At 63.5% G+C, this 24,765-nt stretch carries 7 protein-coding genes; 6 read left to right on the top strand and 1 reads right to left on the bottom strand.

Annotation, left to right across the window (positions count from 1 at the left end; all coding sequences use genetic code 11):
• Nucleotides 1-47: 47 nt before the first annotated feature.
• From ACJ8HA_RS22465 to ACJ8HA_RS22455, 3 genes are all read left to right on the top strand, one after another.
• Complete coding sequence (locus ACJ8HA_RS22465) at nt 48-455, top strand: VOC family protein (RefSeq protein WP_025304432.1); 408 nt, start codon at nt 48-50, stop codon at nt 453-455.
• Between the two features lie 317 nt (nt 456-772).
• Nucleotides 773-2,134: an NCS2 family permease gene (locus ACJ8HA_RS22460; RefSeq protein ID WP_025304431.1), complete on the top strand. Its 1,362-nt coding sequence runs from the start codon at nt 773-775 to the stop codon at nt 2,132-2,134.
• Nucleotides 2,135-2,331: 197 nt separating this feature from the next.
• Nucleotides 2,332-3,981, top strand: a complete 1,650-nt coding sequence (locus tag ACJ8HA_RS22455) for a Na+/H+ antiporter (RefSeq protein WP_025304430.1) — start codon at nt 2,332-2,334, stop codon at nt 3,979-3,981.
• Between the two features lie 76 nt (nt 3,982-4,057).
• Here ACJ8HA_RS22455 and ACJ8HA_RS22450 read toward each other — a convergent pair whose 3' ends face one another.
• Nucleotides 4,058-4,945 (bottom strand): LysR family transcriptional regulator, encoded by an 888-nt coding sequence (locus tag ACJ8HA_RS22450; protein WP_197836083.1) that lies wholly within the window; start codon nt 4,943-4,945, stop codon nt 4,058-4,060.
• Between the two features lie 140 nt (nt 4,946-5,085).
• Here ACJ8HA_RS22450 and ACJ8HA_RS22445 point away from each other — a divergent pair, with 140 nt between their 5' ends.
• The 3 genes from ACJ8HA_RS22445 (at nt 5,086) to ACJ8HA_RS22435 (ending at nt 24,604) form a co-directional block, all read left to right on the top strand.
• Nucleotides 5,086-5,508, top strand: coding sequence for a CidA/LrgA family protein (locus tag ACJ8HA_RS22445; protein WP_004936830.1), 423 nt, complete (start codon nt 5,086-5,088; stop codon nt 5,506-5,508).
• Nucleotides 5,501-6,190, top strand: coding sequence for an LrgB family protein (locus ACJ8HA_RS22440; protein WP_004936833.1), 690 nt, complete (start codon nt 5,501-5,503; stop codon nt 6,188-6,190). The genes ACJ8HA_RS22445 and ACJ8HA_RS22440 overlap by 8 nt, the downstream gene beginning before the upstream one ends.
• A gap of 609 nt (nt 6,191-6,799) precedes the next feature.
• A complete protein-coding gene (locus ACJ8HA_RS22435) occupies nt 6,800-24,604 on the top strand; it encodes an amino acid adenylation domain-containing protein (RefSeq protein WP_442515524.1) in 17,805 nt (5,934 codons plus the stop codon).
• Nucleotides 24,605-24,765: the final 161 nt, after the last annotated feature.

The following is a 24,765-nucleotide window of genomic DNA, read 5'->3' as shown; positions in this document are numbered from 1 at the left end:
GCGGATGGGCTATACTCGATGGGGTCATTCTTCATCGGAGGTAGCCCATGGCTACGCAAATCTTCGTTAACCTACCCGTACGCGATCTGCCCGCCTCGATGGCGTTTTTCACCCACCTGGGGTTCGCTTTCAACCCGCAATTTACCGACGATACCGCCGCGTGCATGGTGGTCAGCGACACGATTTACGTGATGCTGCTGACCCATGACAAATTCAGGATGTTTACCCCGAACCCGATCGGCGACGCCAAACAGGCCACCGAGGTGCTGGTGTGCCTGTCGCAACCCAGCCGGGCGGCGGTGGACGAACTGGTGCGCAAGGCGATCGCCGGCGGCGGCAACACTTATCATCAGCCACGCGACTACGGCATGATGTACGGCCATGGCTTTCAGGACCTGGACGGCCATATCTGGGAATTGATGTATATGGATCCCGCTGCGGTACAGGCGCAATAATCTCGCCGGGGCGTCCGTCGCCCCGGTTTTATCGTGCAGACGCCATTCCCGCCACTTTCTGCATAAATTGCCGCGATCTTTAGTTGATTAGACGCCATGGAAGGCAGGATAATCGTTTGCCTTGAATAAACCACCATAAATTACCCGTACCGCGCGCTGCGAGTTAAACGTTTGCCTTGGTGCGCATTGCCGTTGGCGATGCGACGGAAGGGCAAGGAAGCGGAACGTGACGTAAACGATTACGTGGCGATCGGGCGCGGGCGAGATGACAGGCCTGCTGTGACGGGCCGATTAATGAAACACAGGGGAAGTAACCTATGTCGAACTCTCAAGCGAACCACGCCGCAAAACCAACCGGCGGGCTTGATGGCTATTTTAAAATTTCCGCGCGCGGCAGCAGCGTGCGACAGGAAGTGGTGGCGGGGCTGACCACCTTCCTGGCGATGGTGTACTCGGTGATCGTGGTGCCGAGCATGCTGGGCAAAGCGGGCTTCCCGCCGGCGGCGGTGTTTGTCTCTACCTGCCTGGTGGCCGGGCTGGGCTCGCTGCTGATGGGGCTGTGGGCTAACCTGCCGATGGCCATCGGCTGTGCGATCTCATTGACCGCTTTCACCGCCTTCAGCCTGGTGCTGGGCCAGCACATCAGCATTCCGGTGGCGCTGGGCGCGGTGTTCGTGATGGGCGTGCTGTTTACCGTCATCTCGGTCACCGGCATCCGCGCCTGGATCCTGCGTAACCTGCCGATGGGCGTGGCGCACGGCACCGGCATCGGCATCGGTCTGTTCCTGCTGCTGATCGCCGCCAACGGCGTCGGCCTGGTGGTGAAGAACCCGCTGGATGGCCTGCCGGTGGCGCTCGGCGCCTTCACCTCCTTCCCGGTGGTGATGACGCTGGTCGGCCTGGCGGTGATCTTCGGCCTGGAGAAGCTGCGCGTGCCCGGCGGCATTCTGCTGGTGATCATCGCCATTTCCATCATCGGCCTGATCGTCGATCCGGCGGTGAAATACCAGGGGCTGTTCGCCATGCCGAGCCTGGCGGACGCTGACGGCAAATCGTTGATCTTCAGCCTGGATATCATGGGCGCGTTGCAGCCGGTGGTGTTGCCGAGCGTGCTGGCGCTGGTGATGACTGCGGTGTTCGACGCCACCGGCACCATCCGCGCGGTGGCCGGGCAGGCCAACCTGCTGGATAAAGACGGGCAGATCATCAACGGCGGCAAGGCGCTGACCTCGGATTCCCTGAGCAGCATCTTCTCCGGCCTGGTGGGCGCCGCGCCCGCCGCGGTCTACATCGAGTCCGCTGCCGGCACCGCCGCGGGCGGCAAAACCGGCCTGACCGCCACCGTGGTCGGCATCCTGTTCCTGCTGATCCTGTTCCTGTCGCCGCTGGCCTATCTGGTGCCGGTCTACGCCACCGCGCCGGCGCTGATGTACGTCGGCCTGCTGATGCTGAGCAACGTCACCAAGCTGGACTTCAACGACTTCGTCGACGCAATGGCCGGCCTGCTGTGCGCGGTGTTCATCGTGCTGACCTGCAACATCGTCACCGGCATCATGCTGGGCTTCAGCTCGCTGGTCATCGGCCGCATCTTCTCCGGCGAATGGCGCAAGTTGAACATCGGCACCGTGCTGATCGCCGTGGCGCTGGTGGCGTTCTACGCCGGCGGCTGGGCGATTTAAGCCTCTTGGGTTTCCCTCGCCCATCGGGCGGGGGAGCCTGTGACGGCAATTCCCTTCTTAAGATAAGTCTTCTTCTGCTCTGCACCGCGTTTTGAAAGGCACAACAAGCTTTAACGGCTGTAAAAAAAGTGATCTACTATCGGGACCAACGCAGGCCCTGAGCCGATGTCGTCTGAATCGTAGAGTCTAAGGAAAGCATGGAAATCTTTTTTACAATCCTCATTTTGATCCTGGTGGTCTCCCTGTCCGGGGTGGTGACGCGCATGTTGCCGTTCCAGGTGCCGCTGCCGCTGATGCAAATCGCCATCGGGGCCCTGTTGGCCTGGCCGCATTTCGGGCTGCACGTCGACTTTGATCCCGAACTGTTCCTGGTGCTGTTCATCCCGCCGCTGCTGTTCGCCGACGGCTGGAAAACGCCGACGCGCGAGTTCTTGCATCACGGGCGTGAAATTCTCGGCCTGGCGCTGGTGCTGGTGCTGATCACCGTGGTCGGCGTCGGTTATCTGATCTACGCCATGGTGCCGGGCATTCCGCTGGTGGCGGCCTTCGCGCTGGCGGCGGTGCTGTCGCCGACCGATGCCGTGGCGCTGTCCGGCATCGTCGGCAAAGGGCGGATTCCCAAGCCGATTATGGGCGTGCTCGAGGGCGAGGCGCTGATGAATGACGCGTCCGGCCTGGTGTCGCTCAAGTTCGCCATCGCGGTGGCGATGGGCACCATGGTGTTCACCGTGGGCGGCGCGACCCTTGAATTCCTCAAAGTGGCGATCGGCGGCCTGTTGGCCGGCGTGGCGGTCACCTGGACCTACAGTAAATCGCTGCGGGTGATGAGCCGCTGGAGCGGCGACGATCCGGCGACCCAGATCGTGTTCCTGCTGCTGCTGCCGTTCGCTTCTTACCTGATTGCCGAACACATCGGCGTCTCCGGCATCCTGGCGGCGGTGGCGGCGGGGATGACCATCAGCCAATCCGGCGTGATCCGCAACGCGCCGCTGGCGATGCGTCTGCGCGCCAACAGCGTATGGGCGATGCTGGAGTTCGTGTTCAACGGCATGGTGTTCATCATGCTGGGCCTGCAGCTGCCGGGCATTCTTGAAACCTCCATCCTGCAGGCGGAGCTGGATCCGACCATCCAGACCTGGTATCTGTTCGCCGACGTGGCTACCATCTACGCCGCACTGCTGGTGCTGCGTTTCACCTGGCTGTGGGTGATGAAGAAGGCCAGTAACCGCTTTATGAAAAAGCGTCCGCTGCAGTTCGGCGATTACAGCACGCGTGAGCTGTGGGTGGCGTCGTTCGCCGGGGTGCGCGGGGCGATTACCCTGGCCGGTGTGCTGTCGATACCGCTGTTGCTGAGTGACGGCACCGCCTTCCCGGCGCGCTATCAGCTGGTGTTTATCGCCGCCGGGGTGATCCTGCTGTCGTTGATCGTCGGCGTGCTGGCATTGCCGCTGCTGCTGCGCGGCGTGCAGGTGGCCGACAAGAGCGCCAGCAAGCACGAAGAGCGCATGGCGATCGCCATGGCGGCCGAGGTGGCGATCGAGAGCGTGAATAAAATGGAAGAGCGCCTGGTTGCCGATACCGAAGAGAACCTCGATCCGCAGGTGTTGAAAGAGGTCAGCTCGCGGGTAACGGGCATGCTGCGGCGGCGCATCGCGTCGAAAGACGATATCGAGAATGCGCTGGCGATGGAAAACCTCGAGCGGCGTTTCCGCCTGACGGCGCTGCGCGCCGAGCGCGGCGAGCTGTACCACCTGCGCGCCACGCAGAAAATCAGCAACGAGACGCTGCAAAAACTGCTGCACGATCTCGACCTGCTCGAAGCGCTGTTGATCGAACGCGAAGGGTAAACCCCAGAAGAGGAATAAACGTTTTTCCTCTTTATTTCTGTCCTGAAGGGCCGCCTGTGCGGCCCTTGTTTTTTGGCTACTTGAGCGGCGGCCAATAGTCGCGGCAGCAGGCGATCCAGGCCTGCGCGCTGTGCGACAGGTAGCTGCCCTGACGCCAGATCAGGCCGATTTTCCACTCCATGAGCGGCTCCAGCGGCAGCCAGACCAGGTTTTCCTTGTCCAGCCAGCGGCAAACCGGCTCCGGCAGCATGGCGATGCCCACGCCGGCCTGCACCATCGAGGCGAGGAAGTCCCATTGGCCGCTGCGCACCGCGATTTGCGGTTCAAAACCGGCCTGGCGAAACGCCTTCATCAGCATCTTGTAAAGCGCAAAGTCTTCGTTATAAATCAGGATCGGGCTGTCGGCCAATTCGGCGATATTGATGCGGGTGCGGTTGAGCCACTGCGGCGTGCGCGGCGCCACTACGCACATCGGATGGCCCAGCAGCGGCAGAAAGGTCAGCGGCTGTTCCGAATCGAAGGGTAACACCGTCATCGCAAGATCCAGTTCGCCGGACATCACCGCCTGTTCGACCGACAGCCCGCCCAGCTCGGAAATCTTCAATTCGATACCGGGGTAGGTTTGGCGAAAGCGGCGGATCAGATCGGCGATCTGCCTGCCCACCATTGGCGGAATGCCCAGCCGCAGCACGCCCTTTTTCACCGAGCTGATGTCTTCCAGCTCCGCCTCCAGTTGCCGGAATTCGTCGAGGATCGTCAGGCCGCGCTGATACACCGCCTGGCCGCTGTCGGTCAGGCGCAGCTTGCGGCCTTCGCGGATCAGCAGCGTGCACTCCAGCTCCTCCTCCAGATGCCGCAGCATCTTGCTGATGGTGGGCTGGGTGACGAACAGTTTTTCCGCGGCGCGGGTGAAGCTTTGCTGGCGCACCACTTCAACGAAGTAGCGCAGGGTGCGGACATCCACGTTAGGGTTCTCCTTGGGGACGCTACCGGCGGGAAACTATTCCCGGACGGCATGATGTCGATAATTTTAATTCATTTCAGGCGTGGTTTCCCGGCTGCGTATACTGTAGGCCGTTAATTTATTGTTTGAGGTCATCTTTCATGTCTCTGGCGTTACGCCGCGTTGCCCCCTCCCTGCTGACCCGCTTGCAGGTGCCGATTCAGGTGGCGTTGTATGCGGCGCTGTTCCTGATCGCCGATCGTCTGGTGCAACAATTCCACCTGCCGCTCCCCGCCAATATCGTCGGCATGTTGATGCTGCTGGCGCTAATCCTGCTGCGCATTCTGCCGCTGAGCTGGGTTAAGGCCGGCTCCCGCTGGCTGCTGGCGGAAATGCTGCTGTTTTTCGTGCCGGCGGTGGTGGCGGTGGTCAACTATGCCCAGCTGTTGATGGTCGAGGGCTGGAAGATCTTTTTGGTGATCGCGGTCAGCACCATGCTGACGTTGGGCGCCACCGGGCTGGTGGTGGACAGGGTGTATCGGCTGGAGATTTGGCTGCAGCGTCGGAAGCAGCGTCATGAATGATTTTATCCTTAGCTTGGCCTGTTTTCTGGCGACGCTGGCGCTGTACTTCGCCAACAAGAAGCTGTATCGCCGCCGGCGCACGCTGTTGCTGATGCCGCTGGTGCTGACGCCAATGATCCTGGTGCTGCTGCTGGTGGTCACCCACATCTCCTATCAGGACTATATTGGTGAAACTCACTGGCTGCTGTGGCTACTGGGGCCGGCAACCATCGCTTTCGCGGTGCCGGTGTATGAGAACCTGCATATCATCCGCCGCCACTGGCTGTCGCTGACCGCCGGCGTAACGACCGCGGTGCTGGTGGCGGTGTACAGCTCGGTGTGGCTGGCGCGCCTGCTGACGTTGCCGGAAGAGGTGCAGCGCAGCCTGGCGGTGCGGTCGATCACCACGCCGTTCGCGCTGGAGGCCGCCAAACAGATGGGCGGGCAGCCGGATCTGGTGGCGCTGTTCGTGGTGATCACCGGGGTGTTCGGCATGGCGGTGGGGGATATTTTGTTTTTGCGGCTGGCGGTGCGCAGCCGTCTGGCGAAGGGCGCCGGATTTGGCGCCTCGTCGCACGGTGCCGGCACCGCTCGCGCTTATGAGCTGGGGCCGCAGGAGGGCGTAGTGTCGAGTTTGGTGATGATGCTGGCCGGCATCATTACGGTCGTGGCCGCGCCATTGATCGGCCGGCTGATGTGGTAAGACCTCTCGGGGCGGGCTCTGCCGCCCCTTTTACGTTATCTGTCGTTGGGAACGGTGCCGTTGGTGGACGCCAGAAAAAACGAAGAAATTTTTCAGCATAATTTTTCTCATCGTTATAACAAAAAACGATAGATGCGCCGCAGGCAAAATCGCCGTCCATTTTAATTGGAAGTAAATTAATTAAAAAATAAATTATTATCATTAAAACAATAAAGTATAACTTATTGATATGGAGGGGCTCTTACCGTAAGTATTGTTGCACATTAACTGTGGTGAATAATACAAAATAATATTAATCTCTCCATAATTATATCGAGTTAATAAAAGCGGAATACGCTCGTCATCCCTGAGTAATATCGGGGAAATAAAATGATCATTTATCCCCTTTCGCACATTTCGCCAAAAAAAATATCCTCTCCTATACTTCACACCTCAGCAAATTGAGGCACAGGGGGAACCTCTGGATTAACCATTTCATTCTTTCTTAGTTGGGGGAGACCCAGCTTTTCTACGGTTTTTTATTCTGACTTGAACTGTCGGACGGCCAGGCTTTGCCTAAATCCGGACGGACCCTTTCATTAACGTAATGAAAACGTGCTAGAGAATATTATGAACAAACAAACTGATGTGAAGAGTGGGGAATTCCGTACGGGTGCTCATATTTCGTTGGAAAAAGTCGAACTGCATGAAATTACCATCGCTCAGCGCGAGCTTTGGCTGAGCGCCAGCATGTCTGAAGGCTTGCCATTCAATATGTGGGGATACGGCACGATACAAGGGCCGTTGCAGATAGCCCTGCTGCGCCAGGCGATAGACGCGATCATTGAAGAAACGCCGGCGATGCAGGCCCATTTCACCGAACAAGACGGCGAGCTTTATCAATACCGTGCGGCGCGCAGTCATGACCCGCTTTCCGTGCATGACTTCAGCAGCCAGGAATACCCTGAGCTGGCGGCGCAGCGCTGGATGCGGCAAGATGCCGATCGCGTGATCTCCGCGCTGGATCAGGACCTGTTCGGTTTTGCCTTACTGACGTTGGCGCCGGGCAACTATATCCTCTACCGACGTTTTCACCACATGCTGGTAGATGGCCGCAGCGCCGAAGAGTTTATGCGTCGTATCGCGCTGTATTACAACGCATTAGCTGAGAAAAAAAACATTCCTGAATTCAGCAATTGCAGTTTTACCCGGCTCTATGAACACGACCTGCAGTACCGCGATTCTTCCCGCTTCGCCACCGATAAACAGTTCTGGCAAGGCTATACGCTCGCCGCGCCTCATAGCCTGACGCGTCAGGAGAAACTCGTCCCTTATTCGTCCATGCAAATCAGCAATCACACATTAAAAATAAATGAGATAGCGGCGATTGATCGGGGGGCGGAAAAAGCCGGCGTACATCGCGCTCATATATTGGCGGCGGCCGTCGCATTATGTTTCCATAGTATTACTGGTCAGACCTTATTGAATTTCAGCCTGCCGGTGACCGGTACGCGAGAGCGAAACAGTATTGGTATGACTGCGAATGTGGTGCCACTGATTTTAGCTATTAACCCTGAAAGTCGTCTGGCTGATTTTGCACAACAGGTCGCTGCGGAAATAGCCAAAGTGGTTCGTCGGCAATTATATCGCGGTGAGGATATTCGTCGCGATCGCAGCACCATGAGTTCATCCTGGTTTGGTCCCGCCATCAATATCGTTTCCTTCGATCATGGCGATCCGTTTTGGGGATGTAAGACACGTTGGTACTACGGTGGCAACATCGCCGTCAGCGATATGCAAATTCTATTTTACGAAGATCAGCAGGCGCAAGAGTTGGACGTCATGTTTGCCGATGCGCCGCATGCCCATTCATTAAGCCAGCTTGAGAGTTTACAACGGCGTTTCCAATTTATTCTGCGGCTCCTCTCTGAACAACCTGAAGGCAGCATTGCCCAGGTGATGCAACAGATCTCTGCGCAGCCTGAAGCGGACGTCAGCGGCAGTTTCTATGATCTCCGTCGACTGCCGCCGGCCGCCGGCTTCATCCGCTGGGATCGCCCTGCTGCTGAGCTGGTGCGCCTCGCGACGTCACTCGGCCATCCTGCGGGGAATTGCCCGCTGAAAATCCTGTTGGCCGACCGGGCGCTGGGCGTTGGGCGCCTGGAAATGCTGCCTGACGCCGACAATGCGCCACCCGGTACGCTGCTCTGCGTCGACGATGCGGGTTGGAATATCGCCACGGCGGAAGGGGCGGTGCGGATCGGGGGTTGGTTCACCGCCGAAGGCGAGCTGACGGCGGGGGAAGCGCTGGCGCAGCTGCACGGTTTGACGGTGGGCGAGCCGTTACCGTTGCTTGATCCTTCGCAGGCGAAACGATTGGAGGAGCGACAGGCGGCCGGTGGGCATCATGCGGCCTTCTGGCAACCGCGATTGGCGCAGTTTGCCCCGGCGGCGTTCCCGGTGGCCTGGCAGCGCGAAGCCCGGCCGGCATGGCAGCGCGAAGCCCGGCCGGCATGGCAGGCTACGGCCTGGCAACACGCGGGCAAGATCGAGGTTGAAGCGGTGTTGACCGGGCTGGCGCTGTATCTGGGATTGATGGGCGGCGAAAGTGATTTCCAACTTGGCTGGCTGAACGCGACGGACGACGTCATCGGCGAACCGGGCCAGGTTTGGACACTGCCGCTGCAGATCTCGCTGAATCCGACGCTGGGTTTCGCCGAGGCGCAGGTGCAGATGCGACGCGAATGGCAGCAGGCGCGCGCGCGTCGCGCCTACCATCCGGCATTGCTCGGCCTGGACACGCGTTCGCGCGCCTGGTCAACCGTCGTGACGCTATTGCGCCGCGACACCTCGCCGGGATTCGACGACAGTCAGGAGGGCGCAGCGGCGGTGAAACGCTCCGGCGCTCGGGCAGTGCTGCAAATCTGTGAAAGCAACGCCGCTTTCCGTTGGGTGTACGACAGCGCCGCGGTGGGGGACGAGCAGATGCTGCGTGCCGCGCAGCATCTGCTATTGCTGCTCCGGCAGGCCGCTGCGGCGCCGAATGCGCCGGTGCGAGGCGATCGTTTACTGAGCCAGGCGGAGCGAGAGCTATTGCTCAACGTGCGCAACCGCACGCACCGGGCTTTCCCGCAGGCGTCGAGCGTGTCGGCCCTGTTTGAAGCGCAGGCGCGGCGTACGCCGACGGTGCCGGCGCTGTCTCAGGGGGCGATGTCGCTGAGCTATGCGGAATTGAACGCGCGCGCCAACCGGCTGGCGCATTACCTGACGGCACGCGGCGTAGGGCCGGAAAGCCGCGTAGCGGTCTGCGCCGCGCGCAGCCCGGAGATGATCGTCGCACTGCTGGCGATCCTGAAAGCCGGCGGCGCCTATGTGCCGCTGGATCCGGCTTATCCCGCTGAGCGTCTGCACTATATCGTGCAGGACTGCGCGCCGGCGCTGCTGTTGGCGGATAGTACCGGCCGCGCCGCGCTGGGGGCGGTAGCAGCGCCGTTGTTGGCGCTGGAAGACGCGCTGCCAGAGCAGGATCACGACCTGCCGCCGCGCGCGCAGCCAGGCAGCCTGGCGTATGTGGTTTACACCTCGGGCTCGACCGGCAAACCGAAAGGGGTAATGGTGGAGCAGGCGCACCTGATCAACCTGATCATGTGGCACTGCGAAGCGACCGGTTTGCAGGCTGGTGAGCGAACGACCAGCATGGCGGGGTTGGGTTTTGACGCCAGCGTTTGGGAAATCTGGCCGACGTTGACGCAGGGGGCGACGCTGCTGCTGCCACCGGCAGAGGCGGCGGGCAATGGCGAAGCGCTGCTGCAATGGTGGCGTGGCAGCGGTGTGCAGGTCGGGTTTATGGTGACGCCGCTGGCTGAGATCGCACTGATGGGCGAGATGCCTGCCGATCTGCGGATGCTGCTGATCGGCGGCGACAGCATTCGCCGCTGGCCGCTGCCGGCGCCGCCTGGTGTAACCATTGTGAATAACTATGGGCCGACGGAGACGACCGTGGTAGCGACTTCGGGCGAGCCGGCGGTCGGTACGGCGATGCCGTCTATCGGCCGGCCTATCGCCAACGGCCGGGCGTACTTGCTGGATGACGATGGCCAGCCGGTACCGCTGGGCGCCGTGGGTGAACTGTATATCGGCGGCGCGCAGGTGGCGCGCGGTTACCTGAACCAGCCGGCGCTGACGGCGGAGCGTTTCCTGGCCGATCCTTTCGCGCCGGGCGACCGCATGTACCGCACCGGCGATCTGGCGCGCTATATGCCGGATGGCAGCCTGGAGTATCTGGGCCGCAACGATCTGCAGGTAAAAATTCGCGGCTTCCGCATTGAATGCGGTGAAATCGAGTCGCAGCTGGCTATGCATGCCGCCGTGCGCGACGCGGTGGTGGATGCGCTCACGGATGGCGAAGGCGACAAACGTCTGGTGGCCTGGGTCGTGCCGCAGCCGGAGGCGGAGCGTGAGGCGCTGGCGCAGACGTTGCGCCGGGCACTCGCTACAACGTTGCCGGATTATATGGTGCCGACGGCCTTTGTGTGGCTGGAGGCGCTGCCGCTGTCGCCGAACGGCAAACTGGATCGGCGCGCGTTGCCGGTACCGGCGCCGGATGCCGCCATGCGCGAAGCCTATGTCGAGCCACAGGGGGAAACCGAAACGCTGCTGGCTCAGATTTGGCAGGGGTTGCTGAGCGTTGAACGCGTGGGGCGTCACGACAACTTCTTCGAGTTGGGCGGCCATTCGCTGCTGGCGGTGAAGCTGATGGCGCAGCTGCGCCAGGCCGGGCTGTCGGCGAGCGTTCAGGCGCTGTTCTCCACGCCAACGCTGTCGGCTCTGGCGCAAACGCTGGTGTCGCAGCAGCGGATTCATGTGCCGGAAAACGTGATTGCGCCGGGCTGCCGTGCAATCACGCCGCAGATGCTGCCGCTGGCCGATCTGACTCAGGCGGAGATCGATCAGATCGTCGACGGTGTGGAGGGGGGCATCGACAACGTACAGGATATCTACGCCCTTTCCCCGTTGCAGGAAGGGATCTTGTTCCACCACATGCTGGCGGAAGAGGGCGACCCCTACCTGCTGTCGGCACTGCTGCGTTTCGACAGCCGGGCGCGTTTCGATCGCTGGCTGGCGGCGATGCAGCAGGTGGTGGAGCGTCATGACATTTTGCGCACGGCCTTTGTCGGTGCGGGGCTGTCCGAACCGGTACAGGTCGTCTGGCGTCGGGCGCGTTTAGCGGTGATCGAGCTGGCGCTGGATCCGGCCGAGGGGCCGGTCGGCCGTCAGCTGGAAGCGCGCTTCGACCCCCGACGGATCCGGCAGGATCTGACGCGGGCACCGCTGCTGTATTACGTTATCGCCGAAGAGAGCGACGGCAGCTGGTACGTCTTGCAGCAGTGGCACCACCTGATTGGCGACCACTCGACGCTGGCGATGATGGGAGAAGAAGTCAACGCCATTCTGGCCGGGCGAGGCGATACGCTGGGCTGCGCGCAGCCGTTCCGCAATGCGGTGGCGCAAGCGCGTTTGGGGCTCAGCGAACAGGAACATGAGCGTTTCTTCCGCGGCATGCTGGCGGACATCGACGAACCGGTACTGCCGTTCGGGCTCGGCAACGTACACGGCGACGGACAGTGCGCCAATACCGGCCGTCTGGCGCTGGCGCCTGCGCTGAATGCCGACCTGCGTCGACAGGCGAAGCGGCTGGGCGTCAGCCTGGCCAGCCTGTGCCATCTGGCCTGGGCGCAGGTGTTGGCGCGCACCAGCGGGCGTGATGCCGTGGTGTTCGGCACGGTGCTGCTGGGCCGCATGGAATCGGGCGAAGGCGCCGACCGGGCGCTGGGGTTATTCATCAATACGCTGCCGCTGCGGCTGGATATGGACGGGCGCAGCGTTGAGGCGTCGGTGCGGCAGGCGCATGCGCGCCTGAGCGGCTTGCTGGCGCATGAGCACGCCTCGCTGGCGTTGGCGCAGCGCTGCAGCGGCGTGAAAAGCGGTGCGCCGCTGTTCAGTGCGCTGCTGAACTACCGCCACAACGACGGGGAAGCCTTGGCGCTGCCGGAAGGGGTCAGCCTGATCGGCGCGGACGAACGCACCAACTACCCGTTCGTGCTGTCGGTGGACGACGGCATGGATTCGCTGGCGTTGACGGCGCAGGTCATCGACCCCATTGAAGCCTCGCGGGTGTGCCGCTATATGCAACAGGCGTTGACCGCTCTGGTGAATGCGCTGGAACACACGCCGGAAATGCCGGTGCGTGAACTGTCGATTCTGCCGGACGACGAGTACGCCTTGCTGATCAATGGTTGGAACGCAACGGCACAGCCTTATCCGCAGGACGTTTGCCTGCATGGGCTATTTGAAGCGCAGGTGCGCCGCACGCCGGACGCCGTGGCGCTGGTTTGCGGCGACGCCGAACTGAGCTACGCCCAACTGAACGCGCAGGCCAATCGCCTGGCGCACGCGCTGATGCAGCGCGGCGTCGGGCCGGATTGCCGGGTGGCGGTGTGCGCCGAGCGCAGCCTGGCGATGGTGACGGCATTGTTCGGCATCCTCAAGGCCGGCGGCGCCTATGTTCCTCTGGATCCGGCTTATCCGGGCGAACGTCTGCAATATATCCTGCAGGACGCCGATCCGGTGCTGCTGCTGGCGGACGCCGCCGGCCGCGCGGCGCTGGGCGAACACGCGGTGCCGCTGCTGGCGCTGGATGAACCGTTGCCGGACGATCTGAACGCCGATAACCCGGCGCCGCGCGCGCAGCCCAATCATTTGGCCTACGTGATTTATACCTCCGGCTCGACCGGAAAACCGAAAGGCGCGATGAATGAGCATCGCGGCATCGTTAACCGCCTGATCTGGATGCAGCAGGCTTATGGGTTGACGCCGGCGGATACGGTGCTGCAGAAAACGCCGTTCGGCTTCGACGTCTCGGTGTGGGAATTCTTCTGGCCGTTGATGTATGGCGCGCGCCTGGTGATGGCGCGCCCGGAAGGCCACAAGGATCCGGAGTACCTGAGCCGCGCCATTGAACAGTATGGCGTGACAACGCTGCACTTTGTGCCGTCGATGCTGCAAAGCTTCCTGCTGTATGAAGGCGCGAGCCGCCGCTGTGGGCAGGTGGTGCGCGTCATGTGCAGCGGCGAGGCGCTGCCCGCCTCGCTGGTGGCGGAGTTCTACCGCCAGATGCCGCATGTCGAGTTGCATAACCTCTATGGTCCGACCGAAGCGGCGGTGGACGTGACCGCCTGGCACTGCACCCGCCAACCCGGGTTGGTGTCGGTGCCCATTGGGCGGCCGGTGGCCAATACGCGGATCTATCTGCTTGATGAACAAGGGCAGCCGGTGCCGCTGGGGGCGGTTGGCGAGCTGTATATCGGCGGCATCCAGGTAGCGCGCGGCTATTTCAACCGGCCTGAACTGACGGCGGAGCGCTTCCTGGCCGATCCGTTCGATGCCGGCCACGGCGGCCGCATGTACCGCACCGGCGACGTGGCTCGCTACCTGCCGGACGGCAATATCGAGTATCTGGGCCGCAACGATCAGCAGGTGAAGATCCGCGGTTTCCGTATCGAATGCGGCGAGATAGAGGCGGCGCTGGCCGCGCATCCTCAGGTGCGCGAAGCCGTGGTGGATGCGCGCGGCGGCGACGGCGGTGAGAAACGCCTGATCGCCTGGGTGGTGCCGCAGCCAGGTGCCGATGAGGCGTCGCTGGCGGAGGTGCTGCGCCGGCATTTGGCCGACAAACTGCCGGATTACATGGTGCCGGCCGCTTGCGTGCTGCTGGAGGCGCTGCCGCTGTCACCAAACGGCAAGCTCGATCGCCGCGCATTGCCCGACCCGTCGGGCGAGGCCTATCGTCGTGAAGCCTACGAGGCGCCGCTGGGGGACGTCGAGCAGCGTCTGGCTGCGCTGTGGGAAGAACTGCTGGGCGTGGATCAGGTTGGCCGCAACGACAGCTTCTTCGCCCTGGGCGGCCATTCGTTGTTGGCGGTGCGTTTGGCCAACCGCCTGCAGCAAAGCGGGTTGCCGCTGTCGCTGCAGGCGCTGTTCGCCAACCCGGTCCTGCAGGCGCTGGCGCGCCAGATCACGCAGGCGGAAAGCCTGCCGCCGATTCTGCCTGCGCCGCGCGATGCGGCCTTACCGCTGTCGTTCGCTCAGCAGCGCCTGTGGTTCCTGACCCAACTGGACGGCATGAGCGAAATTTACCACATGCCGCTGGCGCTGCGGCTGAGTGGGCCGCTGAATCTGGCCGCCTGGCAGAGCAGCCTCGACGCGCTTTATGCGCGCCACGACGCGTTGCGTACCGTCTTTATCAGCCGCGACGGCCAGCCGCAGGCGCTCATTTTGCCGATCGCCGGTTTGCCGCTGACGATCCACGATCTGCGCGGTGACGCGGATGCGCAGGCGCGTGCCGCCATGCTGATACGAGAAGAGGCTGCGGCGCCCTTTGATCTGGCCGGGGGCCCGCTGTTGCGCGCCAGCCTCATCCGGCTGAGCGACGAGGAACAGCTGTTCGCGTTGACCTGCCACCACATCATTTCCGATGGTTGGTCGAACGGCATATTGCTGCGGGAGCTGGGTGCGTTGTATGGCGCGTTGTGTCGCGGCGAACCATCGCCGCTGCCGCCGCTGGCGTTGCAATACGCGGATTACGCCCACTGGCAGCGGCAATGGCTGCAGCCGGCGCGGTTGTCGAAGCAGGCCGATTATTGGCGCCAGGCGTTGGGCGATGCGCCAGCGCTGTTGACGCTGCCGACCGACCGTCCGCGCCCGGCGGTGCAGTCATTCGCCGGGGATCGGGTGGCCGTCTCGCTCGATGCCGAACTGACTGCAGCGCTGAGGCAATTCAGCCTGCGTCAGGGATGCACGCTGTTCATCACGCTGTTGACGGCGTGGAGCGTCGTGCTGTCCCGTTTGTCGGGGCAGCGCGATCTGGTGATCGGCACGCCGGAGGCCAACCGTCGCCGGCTGGAAACGGAACCGATGATCGGCTTCTTCGTCAGCACCTTGGCGCTGCGCATCGATCTGTCCGACGATCCGGATTTGTCGACGTTGGCGCTGCGCGTGCGCGATACGCTGCTGGCGGCGCGCGATCATGGCGATCTGCCTTTCGAGCAGGTGGTTGAACAGGTGAACCCGCCGCGTCATCGTGGCCATACTCCGTTGTTCCAGGTGATGCTGAGCTGGCAGGACGGTTCGGTGCACGACATCGGCCTGCCGGGGCTGCAGGCGGAAGCGATCGATGCCGGCTATGCCGCGGCGAAATATGACATGACGCTGGATCTGACCGAGATCGGCGAAGAGATCGCCGGTTCGCTGTATTACGCCACGGCGCTGTTCGATCGTGAAACCGCCGAGCGCTACGGGATCTATCTGCGCCAGGTGTTGCAGAGCATCGCGTTGGCGGCGCCGCAGCCGGTTTCGCAGCTTGCGCTGTTGCCGCAGAACGAACGGCAGCGGTTGTTGCATGGCTGGAACCGGACGCCGGACGAACCGCAGGCGGATCTCTGCCCGCACCATCACCTGGAGCGGCTGGCGCTGCGCACGCCAGAGGCGATCGCCGCGGTGTGCGGAGAAGAACGCCTCAGCTATCGGGCGCTCAATGAACGAGCCAACGCGTTGGCGCAGGTGTTGATCGCGCGCGGCGTCGGGCCCGATCGTCTGGTGGCGCTGTGTGCGGAGCGCAGCACGCCGATGCTGGTCGGGTTGCTGGCGATCCTGAAAGCGGGCGGCGCCTATGTGCCGCTCGATCCGGCTTATACCGGCGAACGTCTGGAGTACATTTTACACGATGCCCGGCCGGTGTTGCTGCTGGCCGACGCCGCAGGGCGTTCGGCGCTGAGCGGGGCTGATGTGCCGACGATGGCGCTGGAGGAAGACTGGGGCACCGAGGCCGCCAATCCGCAGGTTGCGGGGCTGACGGCGGCCAATCTGGCCTATGTGATCTATACCTCCGGATCGACCGGTAAGCCGAAAGGCGTGATGGTGGAACACCGTCAGGTTGAGCGCCTGTTTACCGCGACCGACGCCGGTTTCGGCTTTGACGCCGGGGATGTCTGGTGTCTGTTCCACTCGTTCGCCTTCGATTTCTCGGTATGGGAAATCTGGGGCGCGTGGCGCCACGGCGGCCGGTTGGTGATCGTGCCGCAGGAAACGGCGCGTTCCGCCCCCGCGTTCTATCAGCTAGTTTGTCACCAGGGCGTGACGGTGCTGAATCAGACGCCAAGCGCCTTTAAAGCGTTCATTCAGGCTCAGGACGACACGCCGCATCGGCTGCGCTACATCGTCTTCGGCGGCGAAATGCTGAATCCGGCCGATCTGGCGCCGTGGTATGCCCGTAATCGGCCGGACGCGCCGCGGTTAATCAATATGTACGGCATAACGGAAACGACGGTGCACGTCACCTACCGGGAAATGTCTCCGGCGGACATCACCGGCAGCGGCAGCCCGATCGGCCGGCGCATCCCGGATCTGCGCCTGTATCTGCTTGACGAACACGGTCAGCCGGTGGCGCAGGGCGCAGTGGGTGAGCTGTATGTCGGCGGGCTGGGCGTGGCGCGCGGCTACCTGAATCGGCCGGAGCTGAATGCGCAACGTTTCCTCGACGATCCTTTCGTGGCGGGAGAACGGATGTATCGCGCCGGCGATCTGGCGCGCTATCTGCCGAACGGTGAGCTGGAGTACCTGGGGCGCAACGATCAGCAGGTGAAAATTCGTGGTTTCCGCATTGAGTGCGGTGAGGTGGAGGCGGCGCTGCTGGACCATCCTGAGGTCCGCAGCGTGGCGGTTGACGCCTGGCAGGACAACGGCGGCGACAAACGTTTGGTGGCCTGGGCGGTGCCGGGCGAAGGGGGAGATCGGGAAACGCTGGCGCTGCGGCTGCGCCAGCATCTGGCCGGCCGTCTGCCGGACTATATGGTGCCGACGGCCTTTGTGTGGCTGGACGCGTTGCCGCTGACCACCAACGGCAAACTGGACAAACGCGCGCTGCCGGCGCCTGAGCTGGGGGCCGCCGCGCGCGCCGTTTATGAAGCGCCGGCCAATGAACGAGAACGCCTGCTGGCGTCCATCTGGCGTCAGTTGCTGAATGTTGAACGCGTCGGTCGTCATGATGATTTCTTTGCTCTGGGCGGACATTCGCTGCTGGCGGTACAGTTGGCCAATCGGGTACAGCAGGCCGGCTGGCGGCTGCCGCTGTCGGCGCTGTTCGCTGCGCCGGTGTTGCAGGCGCTGGCGCAGTGGCTGGAACGGGAGGGGGCGGCGCAGCCGACGGCCATCGTGCCGACCCCACGTCACGACGCATTGCCGTTGTCGTTTGCCCAGCAGCGGCTGTGGTTCCTGAGCCAAATGGGCGGGATCGGCGAGACTTACCATATCCCGCTGGCGTTGCGCCTTGACGGTGACCTGGATGCGCCGGCGTTCCAACGCAGCCTCGACGCGCTGTATGCCCGCCACGAAGCATTGCGCAGCGTGTTTGTTTGCCAGGATGGGCAACCTCAGGTGCGGATCTTGCCGGAGGCGGCCATGCCGCTGGCGCATCACGACTTGCGCGGCGAGCGTCATGCGGAGCAACGTTTGCACGCGCTAGCCGAAACGGCGATGAAAGCGCCGTTCGATCTGGAAAGGGGGCCGCTGGTGCGGGCTTGCTTGCTGCAAGTGAGCGAGCGGCGGCATCTGTTCCTGCTGACCTGCCACCATATCGTTTCCGACGGCTGGTCTACCGGGATCCTGATGCGGGAGTTGAGCGCATTGTATGGCGCCTTCCAACGCGGTGAACCGTCTCCGCTGCCGCCGCTGGCGGTGCACTATGTCGATTATGCCGTTTGGCAGCGCCAGTGGCTGACGCAGGAACGGTTGGCCGAGCAGGCGGCGTTCTGGCGCCAGACGCTGGGCGATGCGCCGGCGCTGCTGACGCTGCCGACCGATCGGCCGCGTCCGGCGATGCAGTCGTTCGCCGGCGGCGAGGTGCCTCTGGTTATCGACGCGGCGCTCACCGACGCGCTGCGGTGGTTGAGCCGCCAATACGGCGGCACGCTGTTCATGACGGTGCTGGCCGCCTGGAGTTTGGTGTTGTCCCGCATGGCCGGCCAACCGCAGGTGGTGATTGGTACCCCGGAGGCCAACCGCAGCAGGCTGGAAATCGAACCGCTGGCCGGCTTCTTCGTTAGCACGCTGGCGATGCATGTCGATCTGCGCGGTGAGCCGACGCTGAAAATCTTGCTCGAACGCGTGCGCGAGACGGTATTGGCGGCGCGGGAAAACGGCGATCTGCCGTTTGAACAGGTGGTGGAGGTGGTCAATCCGCCGCGCCAGCTGGACGCGACGCCGCTGTTCCAGGTGATGCTGGCCTGGCAGGACGGCTCGGTGCGCGATATCGCATTGCCGGGCCTGCAAACGACGGATGCCGGGCTGAGCTATGACGTCGCGAAATTCGACATGACGCTCGAGTTGGCGGAAAGCGGCAGCGGCATTGTCGGCTCGTTGAACTACGCCAGCGCCTTGTTCGATCGCGACACGGCGGTGCGCTACGGCGCGTATCTGCAGCAGGCGCTGCGAGCGATGGCGGCGGATCTTGACCAGCCGGCGGCGTGCGTCGATCTGCTGCCTGCGGCCGAACGCCAGCTGCTGCTGCACGAGTGGAACCGCACCGAGCGGGCGTATCCGGCGCAGGCGTGCGTGCATCAACTGTTCGACGAGCAGGCGCGGCGCACGCCACAGGCGACGGCGTTGGTCGATGGCGAGCAGCTTATCTGCTACGCGCAGTTGGCGGAGCACGCCAATCGGCTGGCCTGGCGCCTGATTAAGGCGGGCGTGGAGCCCGGCCAGCGCGTGGTGGTCCGGTTTGAGCGCAGCGCCGCCCTGGTGATCGCCCAATTGGCGATCCTTAAGGCCGGTGCTGCCTATGTGCCGGTTGATCCGCAGCTGCCGGCCGGCCGCCAGAACTGGATCATCGCCGACAGCGGTGCAGTACTGTTGCTGAACGGCGGCGAGGACGACACGCAGATCGGCGTCGGCGTCGCTCGTCTGCCTCAAAGCGATGACGCGGACCTGCCGTCCGATGCGCCGATATTGGCGAGCAACAGTCTGGATCTGGCCTACATCATGTACACCTCCGGCTCAACCGGTAAGCCGAAAGGCGTGATGGTGCCGCATCAGGGGATCAACCGACTGGTGATCAATAACGGTTATGCGGAGTTCAGCGACTCGGATCGTATCGCTTTCGCCATCAACCCGGCGTTCGATCCGGCGACGCTGGAAGTTTGGGGAGCCTTGCTGAACGGCGCCGCGCTGGTGGTAGTACCGCCGGCGGTCTTGCTGGACGCCTCGGCGTTCGCCGATTTGCTGACGCGCCAGGCGATTACGGTGCTGGTGCTGCCAACCTCGCTGTTCAATCAGCATGCGCATAGCATTCCCGCGACGTTAGCGGGGCTGAAATACCTGATCAGCGGCGGCGAAGCGGCGGATCCTCATGCCTATACCCGGGTGCTGAAGGAGGGGGGCCGGGTGCAGCTGATCAACGGATACGGCCCGACGGAAGCCACCACTGCCGCTACCTCGGCGCACATCACCGTGGCGGCGGGGCGGCACCGTTTGCCGATTGGCCGGCCGATCGGTAATACGCGGGTGTATCTGCTGGACGAACATCGCCAGCCGGTGCCGCTGGGCGCGATCGGCGAGCTGTATATCGGCGGCGTGGGCGTGGCGCTGGGTTACCTGAATCGCGAAGACCTCACGGCCGAGCGTTTCCTGGCGGATCCGTTTAACGAGGGAGGCCGCATGTATCGCACCGGCGATTTAGCGCGCTATCTGCCGGACGGCAACCTCGATTACTGCGGACGCAACGATCAGCAGGTGAAGATCCGCGGCTTCCGCATCGAGTGCAGCGAGATTGAAGTCCTGCTGGAAACGCACCCGGCGGTGCGCGAAGCGGTGGTTGACGTGCGCGGTGCGCATCCTGCGTTGATCGCCTGGATCGTGCCGCAAGCCGAGGCCGAGGGCCGCGATCTGACCGACGAGCTGCGGCGGCATTTGGCGGCGCAGCTGCCGGACTACATGGTGCCGGCGGCCTGTCTGATGCTTGCCGACTTGCCGTTGACCCCGAATGGTAAAGTGGATCGCCGCGCGTTGCCGACGCCACAGGCCGGCGATTTTGCGCGCGTGGGCCATGAAGCGCCTCAGGGCGACACGGAAACCCTGTTGGCGGCGATCTGGGGCGAATTGCTCGGTCTGCCGAATGTCGCCCGACATGACAATTTCTTCGAGTTGGGCGGGCATTCGCTGCTGGCGGTGAAACTGATCGCGGAGCTGCGTCGCTGCGGCCTGACGGCGAACGTGCAAACGCTGTTTACCGCCCCGACGCTGGCCTCGCTGGCGGAGGCGCTGGAGGCGCGCTGCGAAATCGAGATCCCCGAGAACCTGCTGCGGCCGGATAGCGCGCGCATCACGCCTGAGTTGCTGCCGCTGGCCTCGCTGAACCAGGTTGAGATCGACAGCATCGTGGCGCGCGTGCCGGGCGGGGTGGCCAACGTGCAGGATATCTATGCGTTGTCACCGTTGCAGGAGGGGATTCTGTTCCACCACCTGTTGGCGGAACGGGGCGATCCGTACCTGCTGTCTACGCTGTTGCGCTTTGAGAACCGCGAGCGTCTGGATCGTTGGCGGGCCGCGATGCAACAGGTGATCGATCGCCACGATATTCTGCGCACGGCGTTCATCAGTGAGGCGATCCGCGAGCCGGTACAGGTCGTTTGGCGCGCCGCCGCGCTGCCGTGGACTGAGCTGACGCTCGATCCGGCGCAGGGGGCGATTGGCGATCAACTGCTGGCGCGCTTCGATCCGCAGCATGCGCGTCTGGATCTCAGCCGTGCGCCGCTGCTGAACGTCGTGGTGGCGCAAGATAGCGATGGCGGCTGGTGGATGCTGCAGCAATGGCATCATTTGGTGGGGGATCATTCCACGGCGGCATTGATCGAAGAAGAGATCGCCGCGATCCTCGCCGGCAAAGGCGCCGAGCTGGGCGCCGCGCCGCCGTTCCGCAATGCGGTGGCGCAGGCGCGTTTGAGCGTCAGCGCGCAAGAACATGAAACCTTCTTCCGCGCCATGCTGGCGGACATCGAAGAGCCGGTGCTGCCGTTCGGGCTCGGCAACGTGCGCGGCGATGGCAAGGGCGTCACCACGGCGCACCAGCCTATCGACAAGGCGCTGAACGAACGTCTGCGGCATCAGGCCAAACGGTTGGGCGTGAGCCTGGCCAGCCTGTGCCATTTGGCCTGGGCGCAGGTCTTGGCCCGCACCAGCGGCCACGACCGCGTGGTGTTCGGTACCGTGCTGCTGGGACGCATGCAGGCGGGGGAAGGCGCCGAGCGAGCGATGGGGCTGTTTATCAATACCTTGCCGCTGCGCCTCGACATCGGCGATGACGATGTGGCGACGGCGGCGCGCCAGGCCCACGCGCGGCTGAGCGGGTTGCTGCAGCATGAGCACGCGCCGCTGGCGCTGGCGCAGCGCTGCAGCGGCGTGGCGGCGGGGATGCCGCTGTTCAGCGCGTTGCTCAACTATCGCCACAACAACGGCAGCGAGCTGGTGTTGCCGGAAGGCATGACGCTGTTGAGCGCGCAGGAGCGCACCAACTATCCGTTCGTCCTGTCGGTGGAAGACGGCGGCGACTCTCTGGGGCTGACGGCGCAGGTCAGCGAACCGGTGCCGGCGGCGAGGATCTGCGGCTATATGCAACAGGCGCTGGCCTCATTGGCGCAGGCGTTGGAAAGCCAGCCGACCCTGCCGGCGAGCGAGCTGGAGATCCTGCCGCCGTCTGAGCGTCGGCTGCTGCTGGAGGAATGGAATCAGACGACGGCGCCTTATCCGGCAGAGCTTTGCGTGCATCAGCTGTTTGAACGCCAGGCGCAGCGTGCGCCGCAGGCTGTCGCGATCGTGCAAGGCGACCGTCGGATCGGCTATGCGGCGTTGAATGCCCAGGCTAACCGGCTGGCGCATGCTCTGATCGCCCACGGCATTCAACCGGGCGAGCGCGTGGCGACGCGTCTGACGCGCAGCATCGATCTGGTGGCGACGCAGCTGGCGATCTTCAAGGCCGGCGCGGTGTATGTACCTATCGACCCGCAGCTGCCAGCGGCGCGTCAGCAGTGGATCCTGGAGGACAGCGGCGCGCGCCTTATCGTCGGTGAAGCGACGGACGGGGATACCTTGCCGCTGCTGCGGCCGGCAATCTCCGGCGGTGACGAGAACGACCCGGCGCTGTCGCTGTCGAGCGCTGAGGTGGCATACATCATGTACACGTCCGGCTCCACAGGGCTGCCTAAAGGCGTGATGACGCCGCACCAGGGCATCACTCGGTTGGTGATCAACAACCGTTATGCGGCGTTCGATGCGACCGAACGGGTGGCTTATGCCGCTAACCCGGCCTTCGACGCCGCGACGATGGAGGTGTGGGCGGCGTTGTTGAACGGCGGCGAACTGGTGGTGATCCCGGCGGAAACCGTGATGGATGCGGCGCGCTTGAGCGCCGCATTGACGCAGCATCGCGTGACGACGCTGTTCCTGACGACCGCGTTGTTCAATCAGTATGTGTACAGCATGGGCGCGACGCTCGCCCAGCTGCGCTATCTGATCTGCGGTGGGGAAAAGGAGGAGCCGAGCGCCTTCGAACACCTGCTGCAGGAAGCGGGACCGGTACAGCTGATCCATGCCTATGGGCCGACGGAAGCGACGACCTTCGCCACGACGGCGGCGATTGCCGAGGTGCAAGGCGCCATGCGTTTGCCGATCGGTAAACCGATCGGCAACACCCGCGCCTATGTGCTGGATGCGCGCGGCCGACCGGCGCCGCTGGGCGTGATTGGCGAGCTGTATATCGGCGGCGTCGGCGTGGCGCTGGGGTACCTCAACCGGCCGGAACTGACCGCGGAACGTTTCCTGAACGATCCGTTTAACCCGGGCGGGCGCATGTATCGTACCGGCGATCTGGTGCGTTACCGGGCGGACGGCAACCTCGAGTATCAGCGACGCAACGATCGTCAGGTGAAAATTCGCGGCTTCCGTATCGAGATGGGAGAGATAGAGGCGCGCCTGGCGGCGCACCCGGCGGTGAACGAAGCGGTGGTCGATGCCTGCTGCGTCGGTGCGGATACGCGGTTGATCGCCTGGATCAGCGTGCGTGAGAACGTGGCGAGCGACGGGTTGGCCGGTGAGCTGCGTCAGCACCTGGCGGCGCAGCTGCCGGACTATATGCTGCCTGCGGCCTTTGTCTGGCTGGCGGCGATGCCGCTGACGCCAAACGGCAAGATTGATCGGCGGGCTCTGCCGGCGCCGGAGATGGCCGCCGCCGCAGGCGAAGCCTACGAAGCGCCGCGCGGCGATACCGAGACGCTGTTGGCGCAGGCGTGGGCGGAGTTGCTGGGGCTGCCGCAGATCGGCAGACACGACAACTTCTTCGAACTGGGCGGCCATTCGCTGCTGGCGGTCCGTCAGGCCAGCCTGGCGCAGCAGTGGGGGATCGCACTGCAGGTACAGGCGATCTTTGACCACCCGGTGCTGGCGGATCTGGCGGCGCATGTCGAGCAGCGCACGGGCGGACAGCCGCTCAGGGCATTGCCGGCGCGCCGCAGCGGCCAGCGCCCGCCGGTCTTCTTCATGCCGACCGGTTATGGCGATCACTCCTATGTTTATGAGATAGCCAAAGAGATCGATGCGGACTTCCCGATTTATGCCGTGCCGTGGCCAGAGATGACCGACGCGCCGCCGGCAACGATGGAGGCGATGGCGGAGATCGTTGCCGGCGTCATCCGGCAGGCGCAAGCCAGCGGGCCGTATCACCTGTTCGGTTATTCTTCGGGCGGGATCTTGACCTACATGGTGGCGGAACGGCTGCAGGCGGAGGGGGAAGAGGTGGCGCTGGTGGGCCTGCTCGACACCCTGCGGCCGCAGCAGGCGATGCGCGATGCGACACAGCTATTCCTCAGTTGGCTGGAGGTGGAACATCCGACGCTGGAGGCGCCGCTGTTCTCCCGCCTGCAGCCGCTGTCGGTGGAGGAGGCGTTGGCGGTGCTGCACGGCCAGGGCATCAGCACTTTCCTCGACGATCCGCTGAAGGAAGCCGCGTTATGGCGCAAGCGTTATCACTATGCGACCCTGGTCGGCGCCAGCGTCATCCGGCCGCTCGGCCTTAATCTGCACCTGTTTAAAGCGGTGGAGGAGATGCCCGGCTTGCTGAACGACGATCTGGAAGCCTACTGGCAGCGCATCAAGCCGGCGGGTTACAACCGCCGCGACGGCTCGGCACTCGGCTGGGAGGGGCATTTGCCGGCGTCGGCGGTGACGGTCAACCTGGTTGATGGCGATCATGTCACCATGATGTCGGAAGCCGTGAACCGGCGCGGCTTAGGGGAGCGCATCAGCGCCGTGCTGAATTCGCTCGTCCGACGCTGACCGCGTTGCTTGTCAATGAAGCCCTCGCAGGAGGGCTTTTTTTTGTATGCAAAAACCCCCAGCTAGGCTGGGGGTTCCGTAAAGCTTTCAGCTTTGAGCCAGTTATAAAGACCCCTTTTGATTTGTTAAAACAGTTTGCGGTCTGGCAACTGCGAACGTTC

Source organism: Serratia sp. CY33802, from assembly GCF_052169095.1.
GTDB classification, from domain to species: Bacteria; Pseudomonadota; Gammaproteobacteria; order Enterobacterales; family Enterobacteriaceae; genus Serratia; species Serratia bockelmannii.
This window is presented reverse-complemented; position numbering and strand designations above follow the sequence as displayed.